Source organism: Streptomyces sp. NPDC060232, assembly GCF_042726555.1.
In the GTDB taxonomy this organism is placed as follows: domain Bacteria; phylum Actinomycetota; class Actinomycetes; order Streptomycetales; family Streptomycetaceae; genus Streptomyces.
Window position 1 is genome coordinate 1 of record NZ_JBHXAG010000023.1, and the last position, 19,722, is coordinate 19,722.

Here is a 19,722-nt window from a genome sequence, read left to right on the forward strand (position 1 = left end):
GCCACCGTCCAGCCCGACAGGTCACGCCCCCGGCCAGGGACACCGAACCCAGCCCCGCCGGCGCTTGAGGCGCGGCCACCGGCCCCCAGCCAGGGAACAAGGGCACCACCCCACCCGAAGCCACCGTCCAGCCCGACAGGTCACGCCCCCGGCCAGGGACACCACCCCAGCCCCGCCGGCGATTGAGGCGCGGCCACCGGCCCCCAGCCGGGGAACAAGGGCAGCACCCCAGCAACGGCCGCAGCCGGGAGCGGGGGCGGCGCCCCGAATCGGCAGGCCGCGCCGGAGGCGAGGGGTATGCGAAACGGGCCGGGCCCGGTGCCCCCGTGGGGGAACCGGGCCCGGCCCGAACTGCTGACGCGCCGCGAGGCGTACCGCTTAGTTGTCGTCCTCGTCGATCAGGAAGCCCCGCATCGGCGACGGCGCCTGCATCGGCTGCGGCGCAGCCGGCCGCACCGGGGCCATCGGCTGGGTCATCGCCGGGGACATCTGCTGCTGGCCGCCGTAGGACGGACCGCCGCCCATCGGGGAGGGACCGCCCATGGACGGACCGCCCATGGAGTGGCCCATCGCACCGGCCGGAGCCATCGAGGGCGACGGCGACGGGGGCAGCGCGGGACCGGCCGGGTTGCGCGGCGGGGCCAGCGAGTCGTCCGCCTGGGTCTCCAGCTGGCGCAGCTGCGACTCCAGGTAGGACTTCAGACGCGTACGGTACTCACGCTCGAAGCCCCGCAGGTCCTCGACCTTGCGCTCCAGCGTGGCGCGGGCGGACTCCAGGGAGCCCATCGCGACGCGGTGCTTCTCCTGCGCGTCCCGCTCCAGCGCGTCGGCCTTGGCGCGGGCGTCCCGCTCCAGGCCCTCGGCGCGCGACCGGGCCTCGCCGACGATCTTGTTGGCCTCGGAGCGGGCCTCCGCGATCGCCTGGTCGGCGGTCTGCTGCGCCAGCGACAGGACGCGGGCGGCGCTGTCGCCACCGGGGCCCTGCTGCGGGAGCTGCGGCTGCTGCATCTGCTGCATGGGCTGACCCATCTGCTGCATCTGCTGGCCCATCGGCTGCATCTGCTGGCCCATGGGCTGCATCTGCTGGCCCATGGGCTGCATCTGCTGGCCGAGCGGGTTCTGGCCGCCCATCGACTGCTGCTGCTGCATCTGCTGCTGGCCCATGCCCTGCGGTCCGCCCATGGGGTGCTGCTGCATGGGTCCGCCCATGGGGCCGCCCATCGGGCCGGGGCCCTGCTGGCCCTGGCCGCCGGGGCCCGGCGGGAGCTGCGGCGCGCCACCCGGCAGCTGGGGCGGGCCCATCTGCGGGTTCTGCTGCTGCGGCGGGCCGGATATGGCCGCGGGCACGGGGGCGCCGGGGCCGCGCTGGTCCTGGGGCTCGGGCTTGCGCATGCTCTGCTGCTGCTGGTTCTGCGCGGCGGCACGCGTGGCGGCAGCCAGCTTGGCGCGCAGGTCCTCGTTCTCGCGCAGCAGGCGCGTCAGTTCGGACTCGACCTCGTCGAGGAAGGCATCGACCTCGTCCTCGTCATAGCCTTCTCGGAGGCGGACGGTCGTGAACTGCTTGTTCCGCACGTCCTCGGGAGTCAGCGGCATGTCTTCTTCACCTCTACGTAGTCGTCGGCAGTCGGCTGGACCGTATCGGGACCGTCCCCGCGCGTACGGGGAAGCTCATCGTTCACACGCTTCTCGCAGCTGTGTTCACGAAGCTGATGAGGATGTAAACGATGATCATCAGAACGAAGAAGGACAGGTCGAGTGCCACGCCGCCGAGACGCAACGGCGGAATGAACCGCCGAAGGAGCTTGAGCGGTGGATCGGTGACAGTGTAGGTGGCCTCCAGAACGACCACCATCGCCTTGCCGGGTGTCCATGAACGTGCGAACTGGAACACGTAGTCCATGACCAGTCGGAAGATCAGCACGATCAGGAAGCACATCAGCACGACGTAGACCACTTGCAGTGCGATGCCCATCCGGTGCTTCCCTCTCCCCGTTTCCCGATCTGTTCCCGGTCCCGTATCTGACGGATCGGTCTAGCTTTGGTTGAAGAACCCGCCCTCCGCGATGCGGGCCTTGTCCTCCGCCGTGACATCGACGTTAGCAGGCGACAGCAGGAACACCTTCTGTGTCACCCGTTCAATGCTGCCGTGCAGACCGAACACGAGTCCGGCGGCGAAGTCCACGAGACGCTTCGCGTCCGTGTCGTCCATCTCCGTGAGATTCATGATCACCGGAGTGCCCTCACGGAAGTGTTCCCCGATGGTACGGGCCTCGTTGTAGGTCCGGGGGTGCAGTGTCGTGATGCGGTACGGCTCCCGCTCGGAGACGACCTTGGGCATGATCACGGGGGCGTTCTTCTCCAGGTTCGTGCGATCGGGTGTGATGGATGCCACGGGGGCAATTCGCGCAGGACGTCCGTTTTCCACCGGAATTGGGATGGGTTCCCGCTGCGCCGGAGGCTGTACGGCTCGCACCGGTTCGTCCGATACGGGCGACTGGTGCACGGGCTGCTGTCGGCGATCCCGCTCCCGAGCCCGCTCCATCTCCGGCTCGGGCTCGAACTCGTCGTCGGGGTCGTACCCCGGGTTGTCGTACCGGTCGTCCTCCACGAGGCCGAGGTAGACCGCCATCTTGCGCATCGCGCCGGCCATTCTCCGAGTCCTCCGCTCTGTGGTGGATCGCCCTGTCGCAGGTGCCGCCGTGTCACGAATGTCACCAACTGCCCGCGATCCACGTGGTCTGCCCGCTCATCGGCGGGAATGACCATATTTTCTGCTGTGGTCCGACTTTCTTCGCGACGTTACCCGAGCCGGGGTCTCGCGCCGAGTACCGCAGTGCCGACGCGTACATGTGTCGCACCGGCCACAACGGCCTGTTCCAGGTCTGCGCTCATCCCGGCCGACACCATCGTGGCAGCCGGATGGTCCGCGCGCAGGCGGGATGACAATTCCATCAACCGCTCGAAGGCGGCCTGTTCGCGTCCCGCGTAGTGGCCGGACAGCGGTGCGACGGTCATCAGTCCGTCGATCCGCAGTCCGGGTGCCGCGGCGACGAGGTCCGCCAACTCCGCGAGCTGCTCCGGTGCGGCGCCGCCCCGGGCCCCCCGCTCGCCCGACTCGGCGTCGAGGGCGATCTGGACGAGGCAGCCGAGTTCACGGCCGGCGCCGGTCGCGGCCGCCGAGAGTGCGGTCACGAGCCGGGGGCGGTCGACGGACTGCACCACATGCGCGTATCCCGCCACGGAACGGACTTTGTTGGTCTGCAACTGGCCGACGAAATGCCAGCGGAGCGGCAGGTCCGCACAGGCCGCGGCCTTGGGGGCGGCGTCCTGGTCGCGATTCTCGGCAACATGACGGACGCCCAGCTCCGCCAGCAGTCGCACGTCGCTCGCGGGATGGGTCTTGGTGACCACGATGAGGGTCACCTCCTCCCGCTCCCGCCCCGCCGCGGCGCAGGCGGACGAGATACGTTCCTCCACCCGCGCCAGGTTCTCGGCGAGCTCCGACTTACGATCCGTCATTCTTCTTTTCCCCCGGGGTCCGGGGGTCCTCCCCCCGGGAAAGCTCCGTCAACCAGACATATCCGGCCAGTCGGCCGGTGACCCGGTCGCGGCGGTACGAGAAGTGGTCCCGCGACTCCAGTGTGCAGACCGGTGAGCGCAGGCCGTTCACCACCCCCGCCTCCGCGAGCTGCGCGTGCACCCCCGCGACCACGTCGACCGCCGGCGTGCCCCAGCTGGTCTCGGCCCGGGCGGCGGGAACCGCCGCCGCCACCGCCTCCCGCATCTCGGCCGGCACCTCGTAGCAGTGCCCGCAGACCGCGGGACCGGTACGGGCGACGATCCGGCCGGGTTCGGCGCCGAGGGAGACCATCGCCTCCACGGCCGCGGGCACCACCCCGGCGACCAGTCCGGGCCGGCCGGCGTGGGCGGCGGCGGCGACCCCGGCGACGGGGTCGGCCAGCAGGACGGGTGTGCAGTCGGCGGTGAGCACGGCGAGGGCGAGTCCCCGACGGGCGGTCACCACCGCGTCGACGGCGGGGATCGCGGTGTCCGCCCCCCACGGGCCGTCGACCACCGCGACGTCCCGGCCGTGCACCTGGTTCATCCAGACCACCAGGTCCGGGTCGAGTCCCAGGGAGCGCGCCGCCAGGGCCCGGTTCGTGAGAACGGCGGCCGGGTCGTCTCCGACCGCGCCGCCGAGGTTGAGCTCTTCGTACGGAACGGCGCTCACTCCGCCCCACCGGTCGGTGAAGGCGAAGTGGGCGCCGCCCACGTGATGCTGCTCCGGTGTCACTTCAAGAAGTCCGGGACATCCAGTTCCTCGGCCGGGCTGTCCTGGTACGGCCGGGCCGTGGGGACCTGCGGCGCGGGGGCCTGGACCTCGACCGGGGCCGGCTCGACGGGGGCCGGGGGCTCCTCGCGCGGGGGGACCGTGCCGAGTCCGCCGAAGGCCGGGCGGGCCGGCTCGGCGGCGCGGACCGAAGCCGGGGCGGGCTCCTCGCGCTTGGTGGACGCGGCGCCGATGACGTTGTCCCGGCGGGCCGGGGGCTGTCCGCCGTCGAACCCGGCGGCGATGACGGTGACCCGCACCTCGTCGCCGAGCGCGTCGTCGATGACGGCGCCGAAGATGATGTTCGCCTCGGGGTGCGCGGCCTCGCTCACCAGCTGCGCGGCCTCGTTGATCTCGAAGAGACCGAGGTCCGAGCCGCCGGAGATGGAGAGCAGCACGCCGCGGGCGCCGTCGATGGACGCCTCCAGCAGCGGCGAGGAGATCGCCATCTCGGCCGCGGCCACCGCGCGGTCGTCGCCGCGGGCCGAGCCGATGCCCATCAGGGCGGAGCCGGCCTCGGACATCACGGACTTGACGTCGGCGAAGTCGAGGTTGATCAGACCCGGGGTGGTGATGAGGTCGGTGATGCCCTGGACGCCGGAGAGCAGGACCTGGTCCGCCGACTTGAAGGCGTCCAGAACGCTGACCTGGCGGTCCGAGATGGACAGCAGGCGGTCGTTGGGGATGACGATGAGGGTGTCGACCTCTTCGCGGAGCTCGGCGATGCCGTCCTCCGCCTGGTTCGCGCGGCGCCGGCCCTCGAAGGTGAACGGCCGGGTGACCACACCGATCGTCAGGGCGCCGAGCGAGCGCGCGATGTTGGCGACGACGGGTGCGCCGCCGGTGCCGGTGCCGCCGCCTTCACCGGCGGTGACGAAGACCATGTCGGCCCCCTTGAGGACCTCCTCGATCTCCTCGCGGTGGTCCTCTGCCGCCTTGCGACCGACCGCCGGGTTGGCGCCGGCGCCGAGGCCGCGGGTGAGTTCGCGGCCGACGTCGAGCTTGACGTCGGCGTCGCTCATCAACAGCGCCTGCGCGTCCGTGTTGATGGCGATGAACTCGACGCCCTTGAGACCGACCTCGATCATTCGGTTGATGGCATTGACACCACCGCCGCCGACACCGATGACCTTGATGACTGCGAGGTAGTTCTGCGGTGCTGCCACGTCGAAGGCCTCTCGCCTCGAGTTACGTGTCGCCGCCTCGCGGGCCTGCGTTGCGACGACTGATGCCGAAATAGGGACGGTCCGAACGCGCCGACCCGAACCCTCACCCTGAAGTTTAGGGTTAGGGGTGTGTCTGTTCCTTGGACTCTTCCGAACAGGACACTAAGTCGACAAGTAGCGCGTGTTCAACGAACACGCCGAACCTCCCGTTTTTCTTTTCACCCTATGTGATCACCCGTATCGCTGGCCAACCAGGGTGCGCCGCTGTTCGACCTGACGTCAACTCCCGGCCGCGGCAGGGGCGGTGGGAACGCTCACGTCGAAGTGAACGGCCTTCGGCGCGGCTTTCAGCAAAGCGGTCAGCGCGCGCCCCTTCGCGTCGCTCTGTTCGCCGCTGCCCCACCGTACGGACCGGCCCCCGGTCAGCTCCAGCACGATCGAATCATAGGAACCCACCGTGACCTGCACGGTTTGCCCGGCGATCGGTGCCGGGAGGGATCCGGCGACGAGCACGGCCTCGTGCAGCAGCCGCTCTTCGTCGAAGCGGCGGGCGCTCGGGGAGCCGCCGGCGCTCAATTCGAGGACCGGAACACCCGCGGGTGCTTTCGGAACCGTGTCGAATCGCACACCCGATGCGTCCACTTCCACGAAGTTGGCGTCCTTTTTGATGAGCAGGACGGGTTTGCGCTCGGTCACCTTCAGTCCGATTCCGTGCGGCCAGGCCCGCACCGCATCGACCGAATCGATGCGGGGCAGACGGCCCCGTACGCGGCTCTCGATCTCGTCCGTGTCGACGCTCACGAGGGGCGCGCCCACGGGCACGGCCGCCGCCGAGAGCACCTGCTCGGGGGTGAGCACGTCGGTGCCGGTGGCGGTGACCTTCTCGACGCGGAGCCAGGAGGACCCGTAGAGGACCCAGCTGCCGCCCGCGACGAGGAGGACCGCGGCGGCCAGGGAGGCCAGCACGGGGCCCCGGCGCAGCTGCCTGCCGGGGCCCCGCGGGGCGGCCTCCTCCGGGGCCTTCGCGGGCTTCGCGGACTTGGGGCCCTTCGGACTCCTGGGCGGCTTGGGAGAGCCGGCGCCCTTGCGGGGCGGCCGGCCGGGCCGATCAGGAGACGGTGTTCCGCGCTGCGCGGTCGTCGCTCCGGCCACTCCTGTGCCTCCTGCGTCCGTGCTCCCGCGTCAGCGGGACCGGTGGGCTGCGATCGCCTCGTACACCATGCCGACCAGCAGCTCGTCGGCGTCCCGGCGGCCGAACTCACCGGCGGCGCGGGACATCTCGTACAGGCGGTGCGGGTCGGACAGCACCGGGAGGACCTGGCCGAGCACCCACTCGGGCGTCAGTTCCGCGTCGTCCACGAGCAGGCCGCCGCCGGCCTTGACCACCGGCTGGGCGTTGAGCCGCTGTTCGCCGTTGCCGATCGGCAGCGGGACGTAGGCGGCGGGCAGCCCGACGGCGGACAGTTCGGCGACGGTCATCGCTCCCGCGCGGCACAGCATCATGTCGGCGGCGGCGTACGCGAGATCCATCCGGTCCACGTACGGTACCGGCACATAGGGTGGCATCCCGGGCATGTTGTCGACACGCGGCAGTTCGTTCTTCGGCCCGACGGCGTGCAGGATCTGCACGCCGGAGCGCTGGAGGGTCGGAGCGACCTGCTGGATGGTCTCGTTGAGGCGCCGTGCGCCCTGCGAGCCGCCGGAGACCAGCAGCGTGGGCAGGTTGGGGTCCAATCCGAACGCGGCGCGCGCCTCGGGGCGTACGGCGGCCCGGTCGAGGGTGGAGATGGAGCGGCGCAGCGGGATGCCCACGTAGCGGGCGCCGCGCAGCTTGCTGTCGGGCGTGGAGACCGCGACGGCGTGCGCGTACCGGGAGCCGATCTTGTTGGCCAGTCCGGGCCGGGCGTTGGCCTCGTGGACGATGATCGGCACCCCGAGCCGCTTGGCCGCGAGGTAGCCGGGCAGGGCCACGTAGCCGCCGAATCCGACGACGCAGTCGGCCTTGGTGCGCAGGAGGATCTCCTCCGCGGCCTTGATGGTGCCGCGCAGCCGTCCGGGGACGGTGATCAGCTCAGGGGTGGGCTTGCGGGGCAGCGGTACGGCGGGGATCAGCCCCAGTTCGTAGCCGCGCTCCGGCACCAGGCGGGTTTCGAGTCCGCGCTCGGTGCCCAGGGCGGTGATGCCCACTGAAGGGTCCTGCCTGCGCAGGGCGTCCGCGAGGGCGAGCGCCGGCTCGATGTGGCCGGCGGTCCCCCCACCGGCGAGTACGACATGCACCGAAATTCACCGCTCTCCGGACGGACGCTTCTTGACGCGCCGTCTCATCGACTTCCATCTCACCCCGGTCCGCCTCCAGCCGGTCTTCGGCTGTCGCATCGCGAGGGCCGCGCGCGCGGCCGGCTCCTCCCGCGCGAAGGCGATGAGCAGTCCGACCGCGAACATGGTCGGCAGCAGGGCCGACCCCCCGTAGGAGAACAGCGGGAGCGGGACTCCGGCGATCGGCAGCAGGCCGAGCACCGCACCGATGTTGATCACGGCCTGGGCCGTGATCCAGGTGGTCACGCCTCCCGCGGCAAACCGTACGAAGGAGTCCTCCGTGCGTCCGGCCACGCGGATACCCGCATAGCCTAGAGCCGCGAAGAGGGCGAGCACCGACAGCGTCCCCGCCAGTCCCAGTTCCTCCCCCGTGATGGCGAAGATGAAGTCGGTGTGGGCTTCGGGTAGTTGACCCCATTTTTCCACACTTGCACCCAAACCGGAACCGAACCAGCCGCCCGAAGCGAGGGCGTAGATCCCGTGCACGGCCTGCCAGCAAAGGTCGTTCTTGCCCGGTTCTGTCGCGCCGATGCACTCCAGCCGGTCCATCCGGTGCGGACTTGTCCTGATGAGCAGTGCGACGATCGCAGCCGCGAAGGCCAGTACGCCGACGAACATCCTCGTCGGGGCGCCCGCGAGCCAGAGCAGGCCGAACAGGATGGCGCCGAGGATCACCGCGGTGCCCATGTCCCCGCCCAGCATGATGAGGCCGAGCAGGAGGAAGGCCACGGGGACGAGCGGCACCAGGAGGTGCTTCCACTGGCTCAGCAGGCCCTTGTCGCCCTTGCGGGCCAGCAGGTCGGCGCCCCACAGGATCAGCGCCAGCTTGCCGAACTCGCTGGGCTGGAGCATGAACGGGCCGCCGAGGGAGATCCAGTTCTGGTTGCCGTTGATCGACACCCCTATCCCGGGGACCTGGACCAGGACCATCAGGAACAGCGTGCCGGCGAGCACCGGGTAGGACAGCGCCCGGTGCAGCTTCACCGGCATCCTGGAGGCGGCCAGCAGCAGGACCCCGCCGATGAGGGCGGCCAGGAACTGCTTCTTGAAGAAGTACGCGTCACCCAGGCCCAGCTGGAGCGCCTTGATCATGGAGGCGGAGTACACCATCACCAGGCCGAGCACGGTGATGAGCAGGGAACTGCCGAAGATCAGGTAATAGGCGGTGAGCGGACGGTCCCACGCCTTGCGCAACTGCTGCTGCGTACGCCGGAGGCCGGCCAGCGGACCGCGCCCGGCGGGCCGCGCCGGGCGCTTCACACTCACGCCGGGGCGCTTGCGGCCCTGCGCCTTCACGGCGGACGGCCGCCGCCCCGGCAGCATCTGCTTGGCCGGCATCTGTGATCTTCCCCTCCACTCGTACGAGGCGAGCATCCGGCCGGAGGGAACCTGTCCCGGCGCCCCCGGCCTAGGCCGTGTCCGCGGTGCTCTCGGCGGCCAGTTCGCGCACCGCGTCGGCGAACGCTTCCCCACGCCTGTTGTAGTTCGCGAACATGTCCATCGAGGCGCAGGCCGGTGCCAGCAAGACCGTGTCGCCGGGCTCGGCGAGCGCGGCCGCCTCCCGGACGGCTGCGAGCATCGCCCCAGTGTCGGTCCGGTCGAGGTCGACGACCGGGACCTCGGGGGCGTGTCGCGCCAACGCCTCGGCGATCAGCGCCCGGTCGGCGCCGATCAGGACGGCGCCACGCATCCGCTCGGCCGACTTGCGCACGAGCTCGTCGAAGGTCGCGCCCTTGGCGAGGCCGCCGGCGATCCACACGACCTTGTCGAAGGAGGCGAGGGAGGCCTCCGCCGCGTGGGTGTTGGTGGCCTTGGAGTCGTCGACGTAGACGACGGAGCCGACCTCGCCCACCCGGGCGACCCGGTGGGCGTCGGGACGGAAGTCGCGCAGCCCGTCGCGGACCGCGCGCGGCTCCACGCCGAAGGCGCGGGCCAGGGCCGCGGCGGCGAGCGCGTTGGCGATGTTGTGCGGGGCCGGCGGGTTGACGTCCTTGACCTCGGCGAGCTCCTGGGCGTTCTTGTGCCGGTTCTCCACGAAGGCCCGGTCGACGAGGATGCCGTCGACGACGCCGAGCATGGAGGGGCCGGGGGCGCCGAGGGTGAAGCCGATCGCGCGGCAGCCCTCTTCGACGTCGGCCTCGACGACGAGGTCCTCGGTGGCCTTGTCGGCCACGTTGTAGACGCAGGCCACCGTGTTGCCCTCGTAGATCCGGCCCTTGTCCGCGGCGTACGCCTGCATGGAGCCGTGCCAGTCGAGGTGGTCGGGGGCCAGGTTGAGGACGGCCGCCGAGTGGACGCGCAGCGAGGGCGCCCAGTGCAGCTGGTAGCTGGAGAGTTCGACGGCGAGCACGTCGTACTCCTGCTCGCCGAGCACCACGTCGATGATCGGGGTCCCGATGTTGCCGACGGCGGCGGTGCGCAGGCCGGCGGCCTTCAGGATCGACGCCAGCATCTGCGTGGTGGTGGTCTTGCCGTTGGTCCCGGTGATCGCCAGCCACTCAGCGGGCCCGGCCGGGGCCCGATCGCCGACTGCGGCCCCGTCTGCCCCTTCGCCGGCGCCCTGCGCCGCGGCCCGGCGGGCGGCACGGAGCTCCGCGCCGGCCCCGCGCAGCCCCCAGGCGACCTCGACGTCACCGACGACGTCGACGCCCGCCGCGGCGGCGGCCAGGAAGAGCGGGCTCTGCGGCTGCCAGCCGGGCGAGGTGACGACCAGTTCGGTGCCCTCGGGCAGGGTCTCACCGGCCCGCGCTCCGTCGGGCAGGTGGCCGAGGCGTACCTCGATGCCGGACTCCGCGAGCTCGGCCGCCCTGGCCCGGTGCGCGTCACCGTCGCCGTTGTCGACGACGGTCACGCGCGCGCCCAGCCCGGCCAGTGCCCGGGCGGCGCTGATGCCGCTGATGCCGAGCCCTGCCACGGTGATCCGGCCCGGCAGGCCGAACCGGCCCAGGGCGTCGGGGCCGAGCACGCCGGCCAGGTCGGAGGCGCTCACTTGTCGGCTGCCCATCCCGCGTAGAAGAGACCGAGACCCACGATCACGCACATGCCCTGGATGATCCAGAAGCGGACCACGACGAGGACCTCGGACCAGCCCTTGAGCTCGAAGTGGTGCTGGAGCGGCGCCATCCGGAAGACGCGCTTCCCGGTCAGCTTGAAGGAGCCGACCTGGATGACGACCGACATCGTGATGAGCACGAAGAGGCCGCCGAGGAGCGCCATCAGGAACTCCGTGCGGGAGCAGATGGCGAGGCCGGCGAGCGCGCCGCCGAGGGCCAGAGAACCGGTGTCGCCCATGAAGATCTTGGCGGGCGAGGTGTTCCACCACAGGAAGCCGAAGCAGGCGCCCATGAGGGCGGAGGCGACGACGGCCAGGTCGAGGGGGTCTCGCACCTCGAAGCAGGCGTTGGGGTTGGTGAGGTCGGCCGCCATCGCGCACGACTCCTGGAACTGCCAGACGCCGATGAAGGTGTAGGCGCCGAAGACCATCACGGCGGCGCCGGTGGCCAGTCCGTCCAGGCCGTCGGTCAGGTTCACGCCGTTGGACATGGCCAGGATCATGAACAGCGCCCAGACCACGAAGAGCACCGGGCCGATCGACCAGCCGAAGTCCGTGACGAAGGACAGCTTCATGGAGGCCGGGGTGAGGCCGCGCGAGTCCTTGAACTGCAGTGCGAGCACCGCGAAGGCGATGCCGACGATCAGCTGGCCGGCCATCTTGGCCTTGGCCCGCAGACCCAGCGAACGCCGCTTGACGATCTTGATGTAGTCGTCGAGGTACCCGACGAGGCCCATGCCGGCCATCAGGAAGAGCACGAGCAGACCGGAGAAGCTCGGCTCCTCACCGGTGATGACCTTCGTCAGGGCGTACGCGACGAGCGTGGCCAGGATGAAGGAGATACCGCCCATGGTGGGCGTGCCCTTCTTCCCGGCGTGGCCGCGCGGGCCGTCGTCGCGGATGAACTGGCCGTAGCCCTTGCGGGCGAGCAGCTTGATCAGCAGCGGGGTGCCGATGACGGTCAGGAACATGCCGATGACACCGGCGAACAGGATCTGCCTCATCGACCGGCGACCTCGCCCTCGACAGTGCCCTGGAGCAGGGCCTGCGCCACCCGCTCCAGACCGGCCGACCTGGAAGCCTTCACCAGCACGACGTCACCCGGGCGCAGTTCACTGCGCAACAGGTCGACCGCCGCCTGCGCGTCGGACACGAGCACCGACTCCTCACCCCACGAACCCTCGTTATATGCGCCCAGTTGCAGCCAGGAGGCTTCCCTGCCCCCGACCGCGACGAGCTTGCTCACGTTGAGCCGGACGACAAGTCGTCCGACCGCGTCGTGCTCGGCGAGAGCGTCGTCTCCGAGCTCGGCCATCGGGCCGAGCACCGCCCACGTGCGCCCCCCGTTCGCCCTGCCGCCACCGCCCATCGCGGCGAGCGCGCGCAGTGCGGCCCGCATGGACTCCGGGTTCGCGTTGTAGGCGTCGTTGACGATCGTCACACCGTCCGCCCGCTCGGTGACCTCCATGCGCCACCGTGACAGCGTGCCCGCCTCGGAGAGCGCGGTGGCGATCTCCGGGGCGGACATGCCCAGGACGTGGGCGACGGCGGCCGCGGCGAGCGCGTTCGACACGTGGTGCTCACCGTACAGCCGCAAGGTCACGTCGCTGCACCCGGTCGGTGTGTGCAGTGTGAAGGAAGGCTGCCCCTTGTCCGTCATGCGGACTTCCGTGGCCCGGATTTCGGCGTCGTCGGCCTCGCCGAACAGCACCGTACGGGCCTTCGTGCGCGCGGCCATGGAACGAACCAGCAGGTCATCGGCGTTGAGGACGGCGACGCCGCCCTCCGCCTCGGCCGGCAGCGCCTCGACCAGCTCGCCCTTGGCCTGGGCGATCTGCTCGCGGCCGCCGAACTCTCCGATGTGCGCGGTGCCGACGTTGAGGACCAGACCGATCCGAGGGGGCGTCAGTCCGGTGAGGTAGCGGATGTGGCCGATGCCGCGGGCGCCCATCTCCAGGACGAGGTGCTGGGTGTCCTCGGTGACGCGCAGCGTCGTGATCGGCAGGCCGATCTCGTTGTTGAGGTTCCCGGGGGTCCACACGGTGGGGGCGTGGTGCTGGAGCACCTGCGCGATGAGGTCCTTGGTGGAGGTCTTGCCGGCGGACCCGGTGAGGGCGACGACGTCGGTGCCGAGGCGGGCGACGACGGCCCGGGCAAGCGCTCCGAGGGCGGCCACCACATCGGGGACGACGATGGCGGGGACGCCGACGGGCCGGGTCGCGAGGACGCCGACGGCGCCCGCGGCGATTGCGCGTTCGGCGTAGTCGTGGCCGTCGACCCGCTCGCCGACGAAGGCCGCGAACAGGCTTCCCGGCCGCACCTCGCGGGAGTCGTAGACGACAGGACCGGTGACCTGGACGGACGGATCCGGTATGTCGTGGGGCCGCCCGCCGGTGATGTCGGCGATCTCGGCGAGGGAAAGGGCGATCACTGGTTCACCTCGGCCTGTCGGACCTGGGTCGTTCGGTCGAGCACGCGTTGGTGCTCGATCGCGGCGCGGAGCACCGTGCGGTCGTCGAAGGGCCGGACGACCCCTGCGGTGTCCTGGCCCTGTTCGTGGCCCTTGCCCGCCACGAGCACGGTGTCGCCGGGCTCGGCGCGCGCGACGGCGGCGGCGATGGCCGCCGCCCGGTCGGCGTCGACGAGGACGGTTCCGCGCTCGGCGGGCGGTACGGACACGGCGCCGCCGAGCATCGCGGCGAGGATCGCGAGCGGGTCCTCGGAACGCGGGTTGTCGGAGGTCAGGACGGCCACGTCGGCGAACCGGGCGGCCGCGGCGCCCATCGGGGCGCGCTTGGTGGTGTCACGGTCGCCGCCGCAGCCGAGCACGATGTGCAGCTTGCCGGTGGTGACCTCGCGCAGTGCGCGCAGCACCGACTCGACGGCGTCCGTCTTGTGCGCGTAGTCGACGACGGCGAGGTACGGCTGTCCGGCGTCCACCCGCTCCAGCCGGCCGGGGACCCCGGGGACCGCGGCGACGCCGTCGGCGGCGGTCTGCGGGTCGAGGCCGGCGGCGGCGAGCGTGACGACCGCGGCGACGGTGTTGGCGACGTTGAACGGGCCGGGCAGCGGGGCCTTGGCCCGTACGCGCTGTCCCTCGGGGCCGACCAGCGTGAGCGTGGAGTCCATGTGGCCCGTGACGACGTCCTCGGCGCGCCAGTCGGCGGCCGGGTCGCCCGCGGCGGAGAAGGTGACGACCGGGACCGTCGCCTCCTTGGCCAGGCGGCGGCCGTACTCGTCGTCGAGGTTGATGACGCCCAGGCGGGCCCGGCGGGGGGTGAAGAGCCCCGCCTTCGCCTGGAAGTAGTCCTCCATGTCGGAGTGGAACTCCATGTGCTCGGGGCTCAGGTTGTTGAAGACGGCGACGTCGAAGACGCAGCCGTCGACCCGGCCGAGCACGAGGGCGTGGCTGGAGACCTCCATCGCCACGGCCTCGACGCCGCGTTCGCGCATGACCGCGAAGAGGGCCTGCAGGTCGGTGGCCTCGGGGGTGGTCCGCTCGGACTTGATGCGCTCGTCGCCGATGCGCATCTCGACGGTGCCGACCAGTCCGGTGCTGCGTCCCGCCGCGCGCAGGCCGCCTTCGACGAGGTACGCCGTGGTGGTCTTGCCGGAGGTGCCGGTGATGCCGATCTGGAGTAGGCCCTCGCCGGGGCGGCCGTAGATCGCCGCGGCGAGCTCGCCCATCCGGCCGCGCGGGTCGGCGACGGACAGCACCGGCAGGCCGGTGGCCGCGGCGCGCTCGACGCCGGAGGGGTCGGTCAGCACGGCGGCGGCGCCGAGGCCGGCGGCCTGGGCGGCGAATTCGGCGCCGTGGGTCCGGGCTCCCGGCAGGGCCGCGTACAGGTCTCCGGGGCGGACCGCACGGGAGTCGTGCGTGATCCCGGTGATCTGGGCGGCGCCTGGCGAGGGGACGCCCAGCAGCGCGGCCAGCTCGCCCAGCGGGCTCGGAGTGGCGGACACGGGCCTGGGCGCTCCCGGCGGCGCTGCCGGGGCGTCTTGCCGGGTGGTTCGGGGCTGATCAGCGTGGGGCACGGCGGTGAGCGTACCGGGCCCGGCGGCCGGGTCGCGAAGTGAGGGCCCGGCCCCGGCTGCGGCGTCCGGTCGGTTCCCGGGTTTCGGGGTGATCGTTGTCACTGATGGTGCCTCACGCTTTTCTGGCGGGCAGGCCGCGGCCGTGGGTCACTGGCCGGGCTGCGGACTGGGCTGCGGGGCGGGCTGCTGGACGGCCTGCGGGCCGGGCTCGTAGGTGACCGGGAGCCCGGCGGGGGCGGTGCCGGTGGGGGCGATCTGGAGGGTCTTGAGGGCGAACTCCATGACCTTCTTGTAGATGGGGCCGCAGATCTGGCCGCCGAAGTAGCTGCCCTTGGTGGGGTTCTGGATGGCGCAGTAGACGGTGATGCGCGGCTTGTCCGCCGGGGCGAAGCCGGCGAAGGAGGCGGTGTAGCCCTTGTAGCGGCCGGTGGCCGGATCCACTCGGTTGGAGGTGCCGGTCTTGCCGCCGACCCGGTAGCCGGGGATCTTCGCCTTGGTTCCGGTGCCCTCCTGGTCGTCGACGACGGATTCGAGCATCTCGGCGAGGGTCTTGGCGGTCTCCTGGCTGATCACGCGGTTCTGCTCGGGCGCCGGGGCCGGGGTGAAGCGGCCGTCGGGGCCCTTGGTGCCGCGGACCAGCGTCGGCTCGATGCGGACCCCGCCGTTGGCGATGGTCGAGTACACGGAGGCCGCCTGCATGGCGTTGACGGAGAGTCCCTGGCCGAAAGGGATCGTGTACTGCTGGGAGGTGGACCAGTCCTGGGGCTGGGCGAGGATGCCGCGGGACTCGCCCGGGTAGTCCAGGCCGGTGGGCCGTCCGATGCCGAACTTGGTCAGGTACGAGTGCAGGACCTCGTTGGACTTGGCCTGGGTGGGGCCGAGCTGGCCGGTGGCCAGGATGGTGCCGATGTTGGAGGACTTGGCGAGGACCCCGTTGAGGGTCAGGTACCAGGTCGGGTGGTCGATGTCGTCCTTGAACAGCCGGTCGCCGCGGTGCAGCCGGTTGGGGACCTCGACGCGGGTGTCGGGGGTCGCCTTCTTCTCCTCCAGCACGGCCGCCATCGACATCACCTTGGCCGTGGAGCCGGGCTCGTACACGTCCTGGAGCGCGGCGTTGCCCATGGCGGCGGAGCTGGCCCGGGTCAGGTCGTTGGGGTCGAAGCCGGGGGCGTTGGCCATGGCGAGCACCTCGCCGGTGCGGGTGTCCTGGACGATGACGTAGCCGCGGTCGGCCTCGGACTTCTGCACCTGCTCGGCGATGGCGCTCTGCGCCGCCCACTGGATGTCCCGGTCGATGGTCAGCTCGATGTCGTCGCCGGGGACGGCGGGCTTCTCGCTGGAACCGGCCGTGGGGACCTTGCGGCCGCCGGACTGGGCGTAGGTGATCTCCCCGTCCTTGCCGGCGAGCTTCTTGTCGAGGGAGGACTCCAGCCCGCCCGCACCCTTGCCCTCGGCGTTGACGTATCCCAGTATCCCGGCGGCGAGGTCCCCGCCCGGGTACACGCGCTTGCTGCTGTCCTCCTTGAACACCCCGGCCAGGACGTTGGCTCCGGGGGCGTTGTTCTTCTTGTCGGCGGTCGCCTTCTCGGCGAAGACCCGCTTGAGGTCCTTGATCTGGTTCCAGACCTGCGGGGTCTGGCGCTGGGCGAGGACCACGTACCGGCTGTTCTTGGCCCTGAGCTTGTCCGCGAGCTCCTTGGCGTCCTTGCCGAGGATGGGTGCGAGGAGGGCCGCGGCCTGCTCGGGGGCGTCCGGGGCCTTGCTGTCCTGCGGGGTGAACATCTTCGGGTCGGCGGTGATGTCGTACGCGTCGACGCTGGTGGCCAGGGCCACGCCCTTGCGGTCGGTGATCTCGCCGCGTTCGGCGGCCAGTTTGACGTTGGTGTAGCGGTTCTTGGAGGCCGCGGCGGAGAAGGACGAGGCGTCGACGGCCTGTACCTGGAGCAGCCGGACGACGAACGCGAGCATGACCAGGGTCAGGCCGACGCCGACCAGGCGCAGCCGGGGCCGGGGGCTGCCGAGCCGGATCGTGTGGGGCTTGCGGGGGCCGGCGGGGCGGCGGGTCGCCGGGCGCGAGGCCGGGCGGGCGGTGGCGCGGGTCCGGTCGCCCGGCCGCGACGGCCTGGACGGTCCGGGCACCCGCCGTCGCGGCGGGTCCTGCGGGCTCACCCGGCCACCGTCCGCGGCATGCCGGCGCGGGTGCCGGTACGGGCGCCGGTACCGGTACGGGCGCCGCGGGGCCGGACCGCGGGGCCGGGCCTTCCGGGGCTCCGCCCCGGACCCCGCGCCTCGAACGCCGGCAAGGCTGGTTCAGACGGGATCCGCGTCACGACGTCACCTTCCAGGGGTCTGGCTGGGCTGCGGGCTGCCGGTGGGAGCGGGTTGGGGCGGAACCGGCGCCGGGGGCGCGGCCGGGGCCGGGGACTGGCCCGGTCCGGCCTGCGCGGGCGGCGCCGCGGTCGGGGTCGGGGTCGGCGACGGCGGCGCCTCGGCCACCGAGACGCTGCCGGCGACCTTGCCGTCCGGGCCGATGAAGACGGGGCTGCCGCCCGGGACCAGGCCCAGTTCCCGAGCGCGGCGCTGGAGTGCGTCGGGGGCCGAGTGGGCGTCCACGTCGCGCTGGAGGGCCTGCTCCTCGTCGGTGAGGGTGGTGGTCTCCTTCTTCAGCCGGGTCAGCTGGAAAGAGCCCTCGTTGAGCGCGGAGTTCAGCAGCAGCAGGCTGATCAGCCCGCCGGCGAGCAGGGCCACGACCAGCAGGACGAACGGCATCCGCGCCGCCTGCCCGCCGGGCCGCGGCCGGGCCGGGCCGGCGCCGAGGGCCCGGCCGATGCGGGCCGCCTGCCCGCGGGTCAGCGTGGCGACCTTCCCGGCCTTGGTCACAGTCGCGCCTCCCGGATGCGTTCGACCCCCCGGAGCCTCGCCGGGGCCGCCCGCCGGTTCTCGGCGATCTCCTCCTCGGTCGGCAGCTCCGCCCCGCGCGTGAGCAGTTTGAGCTTCGGCTGGTACTTCTCCGGCACCACCGGCAGCCCGGGCGGGGCGGTGGAGGCGGCGCCCGCCGAGAAGACCTGCTTGACCAGCCGGTCCTCCAGCGAGTGGTACGAGAGCACCGCGATCCGGCCGCCCACCGCGATCCGGTCCACGGCCGCGGGGATGGCCCGCTCCAGTCCGGACAGCTCGCCGTTGACCTCGATCCGCAGCGCCTGGAAGGTGCGCTTGGCAGGGTTGCCGCCGGTCCGCTTGGCGGCCTGGGGCAGGGCGTCGCGGATGAGCTCGACCAGCCGGGCGCTGTTGCTGAAGGGGGCCTTGTCGCGTTCCCGGACGATCGCGGACACGATCCGCTTGGCCTGCTTCTCCTCGCCGTACTGGCGCAGGATCCGCACGAGCTCGCCCGGCGCGTAGGTGTTGAGGACCTCGGCGGCGCTGATGCCTGTCGTCTGGTCCATGCGCATGTCCAGCGGCGCGTCCTGGGCGTACGCGAACCCGCGGTCGGCCTCGTCCAGCTGCATGGAGGAGACGCCCAGGTCGAAGAGGATGCCCTGGACGGCCGGGAGGCCCAGCCCGTCGAGCACCTCGGCGAGGTCCGCGTAGATCGCGTGGACGAGGGTGGCCCGGTCGCCGAAGGGGGCGAGCCGTTCGCCGGAGAGCCGCAGGGCCTCCTTGTCGCGGTCGAGGCCGATCAGGCGGGCCTCGGGGAAGCGGGTCAGCAGGGCCTCGCTGTGGCCGCCGAGGCCGAGGGTGCAGTCGACGACGACGGCCCCCGGCCTCTCCAGCGCCGGGGCCAACAGGTCCAGGCACCGCTGGAGCATCACCGGGACATGTCGGGACTCGCTAGTCAAAGCGCCCTCTCAGATAACGGCGCGGCGTGCGTACGCACCGCCCGCTCCCCCGGCCGGTGAGCGGAAGAGGGCCGGGCCGTACGTACGCGCCGCGCACGCGGAGTCTTCAATCGGTGGCCGGCGGCCGGTCAGGGCCGGGCTCCGGCCGGTTCGCGTCACTTTAGTGCAACGGTCGCCGCGGTCAACGAACCGGCCCGCGCGCCGTACGCACCTCTCGGACCGAAGCCGCAAAAGCCCCCGATCACCCGGACGGCCGACTCCCGCCCGCCCCTGTGGGTTAGCTCACAACAAGCCCCGTTGACGTTCTTTGTCCAATCTCACGCAAGGCCGCCGGCGCCCGTGACCACTAACGTCGTACCCATGACGACTTCCGCATCCCTGCCTGCAGACTCCGCACCCGAGGCATCCGCCGGCGGATCCGTCACCGACCGGCTGGTCGAGGCGAATCAGCGATACGCCGCCAAGTTCACCGACCCCGGCATGGACGCCCGCCCCGTCCTCCACGTGGCCGTCGTGGCCTGTATGGACGCCCGCCTCGACCTGCACAAGGCCCTCGGCCTGGAGCTCGGCGACTGCCACACCATCCGCAACGCGGGCGGCGTGGTCACCGACGACACCATCCGCTCCCTGACCATCAGCCAGCGGGCCCTCGGCACCCGCACCGTGATACTCATCCACCACACCGGCTGCGGTCTGGAGAACCTGACCGAGGACTTCCGGCACGAGCTGGAGGACGAAGTCGGCCAGCGCCCCTCCTGGGCCGTCGAGGCGTTCCGGGACGTCGACCAGGACGTCCGCCAGTCCATGCAGCGGGTCCGCACCAACCCGTTCCTGCCGCACAAGGACGATGTGCGAGGCTTCGTCTTCGACGTGCACACCGGGCTCCTCCGGGAGATCGATCCCAGCTCCTGAGTGACACAAGGCCGTGGCGCCGTCAAGAATGCGGGGATACACCGCCCGGGAACCCCGGGTCCGGTGTCCGTGTTT

17 protein-coding genes are annotated in these 19,722 nt (G+C 71.6%); 1 reads left to right on the forward strand and 16 read right to left on the reverse strand.

Features of this window, described 5'->3' with window-relative positions:
- Nucleotides 1–378: 378 nt before the first annotated feature.
- From ACFWFZ_RS27695 to rsmH, 16 genes are all read right to left on the reverse strand, one after another.
- Nucleotides 379–1,593, reverse strand: a complete 1,215-nt coding sequence (locus ACFWFZ_RS27695; RefSeq protein WP_387125703.1) for a DivIVA domain-containing protein — start codon at nucleotides 1,591–1,593, stop codon at nucleotides 379–381.
- 82 nt (nucleotides 1,594–1,675) lie between these two features.
- Nucleotides 1,676–1,972 (reverse strand): YggT family protein, encoded by a 297-nt coding sequence (locus ACFWFZ_RS27700; protein WP_387125704.1) that lies wholly within the window; start codon nucleotides 1,970–1,972, stop codon nucleotides 1,676–1,678.
- A 60-nt stretch (nucleotides 1,973–2,032) separates the two neighbouring features.
- Nucleotides 2,033–2,650 (reverse strand): cell division protein SepF, encoded by a 618-nt coding sequence (locus ACFWFZ_RS27705; RefSeq protein ID WP_030031797.1) that lies wholly within the window; start codon nucleotides 2,648–2,650, stop codon nucleotides 2,033–2,035.
- 149 nt (nucleotides 2,651–2,799) lie between these two features.
- Nucleotides 2,800–3,519 (reverse strand): YggS family pyridoxal phosphate-dependent enzyme, encoded by a 720-nt coding sequence (locus ACFWFZ_RS27710; RefSeq protein ID WP_387125705.1) that lies wholly within the window; start codon nucleotides 3,517–3,519, stop codon nucleotides 2,800–2,802.
- Nucleotides 3,506–4,273 (reverse strand): peptidoglycan editing factor PgeF, encoded by a 768-nt coding sequence (gene pgeF / locus ACFWFZ_RS27715; protein WP_387125796.1) that lies wholly within the window; start codon nucleotides 4,271–4,273, stop codon nucleotides 3,506–3,508. The genes ACFWFZ_RS27710 and pgeF overlap by 14 nt, the downstream gene beginning before the upstream one ends.
- A gap of 17 nt (nucleotides 4,274–4,290) precedes the next feature.
- Nucleotides 4,291–5,496: a cell division protein FtsZ gene (gene ftsZ, locus ACFWFZ_RS27720; RefSeq protein ID WP_387125706.1), complete on the reverse strand. Its 1,206-nt coding sequence runs from the start codon at nucleotides 5,494–5,496 to the stop codon at nucleotides 4,291–4,293.
- A gap of 279 nt (nucleotides 5,497–5,775) precedes the next feature.
- Nucleotides 5,776–6,648 (reverse strand): FtsQ-type POTRA domain-containing protein, encoded by an 873-nt coding sequence (locus ACFWFZ_RS27725; protein WP_387125707.1) that lies wholly within the window; start codon nucleotides 6,646–6,648, stop codon nucleotides 5,776–5,778.
- Nucleotides 6,649–6,678: 30 nt separating this feature from the next.
- Nucleotides 6,679–7,773: an undecaprenyldiphospho-muramoylpentapeptide beta-N-acetylglucosaminyltransferase gene (gene murG, locus ACFWFZ_RS27730; protein WP_356813196.1), complete on the reverse strand. Its 1,095-nt coding sequence runs from the start codon at nucleotides 7,771–7,773 to the stop codon at nucleotides 6,679–6,681.
- A 6-nt stretch (nucleotides 7,774–7,779) separates the two neighbouring features.
- On the reverse strand, nucleotides 7,780–9,150 hold the full coding sequence (ftsW, locus tag ACFWFZ_RS27735) for a putative lipid II flippase FtsW (RefSeq protein WP_387125708.1): 1,371 nt from the start codon (nucleotides 9,148–9,150) through the stop codon (nucleotides 7,780–7,782).
- Nucleotides 9,151–9,220: 70 nt separating this feature from the next.
- Nucleotides 9,221–10,816, reverse strand: coding sequence for a UDP-N-acetylmuramoyl-L-alanine--D-glutamate ligase (murD, locus tag ACFWFZ_RS27740; RefSeq protein WP_387125709.1), 1,596 nt, complete (start codon nucleotides 10,814–10,816; stop codon nucleotides 9,221–9,223).
- Complete coding sequence (gene mraY, locus ACFWFZ_RS27745) at nucleotides 10,798–11,868, reverse strand: phospho-N-acetylmuramoyl-pentapeptide-transferase (protein WP_387125710.1); 1,071 nt, start codon at nucleotides 11,866–11,868, stop codon at nucleotides 10,798–10,800. The genes murD and mraY overlap by 19 nt, the downstream gene beginning before the upstream one ends.
- Complete coding sequence (murF, locus tag ACFWFZ_RS27750; RefSeq protein WP_387125711.1) at nucleotides 11,865–13,295, reverse strand: UDP-N-acetylmuramoyl-tripeptide--D-alanyl-D-alanine ligase; 1,431 nt, start codon at nucleotides 13,293–13,295, stop codon at nucleotides 11,865–11,867. The genes mraY and murF overlap by 4 nt, the downstream gene beginning before the upstream one ends.
- On the reverse strand, nucleotides 13,292–15,001 hold the full coding sequence (locus tag ACFWFZ_RS27755; protein ID WP_387125712.1) for a UDP-N-acetylmuramoyl-L-alanyl-D-glutamate--2,6-diaminopimelate ligase: 1,710 nt from the start codon (nucleotides 14,999–15,001) through the stop codon (nucleotides 13,292–13,294). Before ACFWFZ_RS27755 ends, murF begins: the two co-directional genes overlap by 4 nt.
- Nucleotides 15,002–15,046: 45 nt before the next feature.
- Nucleotides 15,047–17,068: a peptidoglycan D,D-transpeptidase FtsI family protein gene (locus ACFWFZ_RS27760; protein WP_387125713.1), complete on the reverse strand. Its 2,022-nt coding sequence runs from the start codon at nucleotides 17,066–17,068 to the stop codon at nucleotides 15,047–15,049.
- A gap of 165 nt (nucleotides 17,069–17,233) precedes the next feature.
- A complete protein-coding gene (locus tag ACFWFZ_RS27765) occupies nucleotides 17,234–17,779 on the reverse strand; it encodes a hypothetical protein (protein ID WP_387125714.1) in 546 nt (181 codons plus the stop codon).
- A complete protein-coding gene (rsmH, locus tag ACFWFZ_RS27770; protein WP_387125715.1) occupies nucleotides 17,776–18,705 on the reverse strand; it encodes a 16S rRNA (cytosine(1402)-N(4))-methyltransferase RsmH in 930 nt (309 codons plus the stop codon). Before rsmH ends, ACFWFZ_RS27765 begins: the two co-directional genes overlap by 4 nt.
- 327 nt (nucleotides 18,706–19,032) lie before the next feature.
- Here rsmH and ACFWFZ_RS27775 point away from each other — a divergent pair, with 327 nt between their 5' ends.
- On the forward strand, nucleotides 19,033–19,647 hold the full coding sequence (locus ACFWFZ_RS27775) for a beta-class carbonic anhydrase (protein WP_387125717.1): 615 nt from the start codon (nucleotides 19,033–19,035) through the stop codon (nucleotides 19,645–19,647).
- Nucleotides 19,648–19,722 lie beyond the last annotated feature (75 nt).

Bases quoted from the DNA above. Each gene is read 5' to 3' on its own strand.
- ACFWFZ_RS27695 (WP_387125703.1), bottom strand. From the start codon at position 1,593: ATGCCGCTGACTCCCGAGGACGTGCGGAACAAGCAGTTCACGACCGTC.
- ACFWFZ_RS27700 (WP_387125704.1), bottom strand. From the start codon at position 1,972: ATGGGCATCGCACTGCAAGTGGTCTACGTCGTGCTGATGTGCTTCCTG.
- ACFWFZ_RS27705 (WP_030031797.1), bottom strand. From the start codon at position 2,650: ATGGCCGGCGCGATGCGCAAGATGGCGGTCTACCTCGGCCTCGTGGAG.
- ACFWFZ_RS27710 (WP_387125705.1), bottom strand. From the start codon at position 3,519: ATGACGGATCGTAAGTCGGAGCTCGCCGAGAACCTGGCGCGGGTGGAG.
- ftsW (WP_387125708.1), bottom strand. From the start codon at position 9,150: ATGCCGGCCAAGCAGATGCTGCCGGGGCGGCGGCCGTCCGCCGTGAAG.
- murD (WP_387125709.1), bottom strand. From the start codon at position 10,816: ATGGGCAGCCGACAAGTGAGCGCCTCCGACCTGGCCGGCGTGCTCGGC.
- mraY (WP_387125710.1), bottom strand. From the start codon at position 11,868: ATGAGGCAGATCCTGTTCGCCGGTGTCATCGGCATGTTCCTGACCGTC.
- rsmH (WP_387125715.1), bottom strand. From the start codon at position 18,705: ATGCTCCAGCGGTGCCTGGACCTGTTGGCCCCGGCGCTGGAGAGGCCG.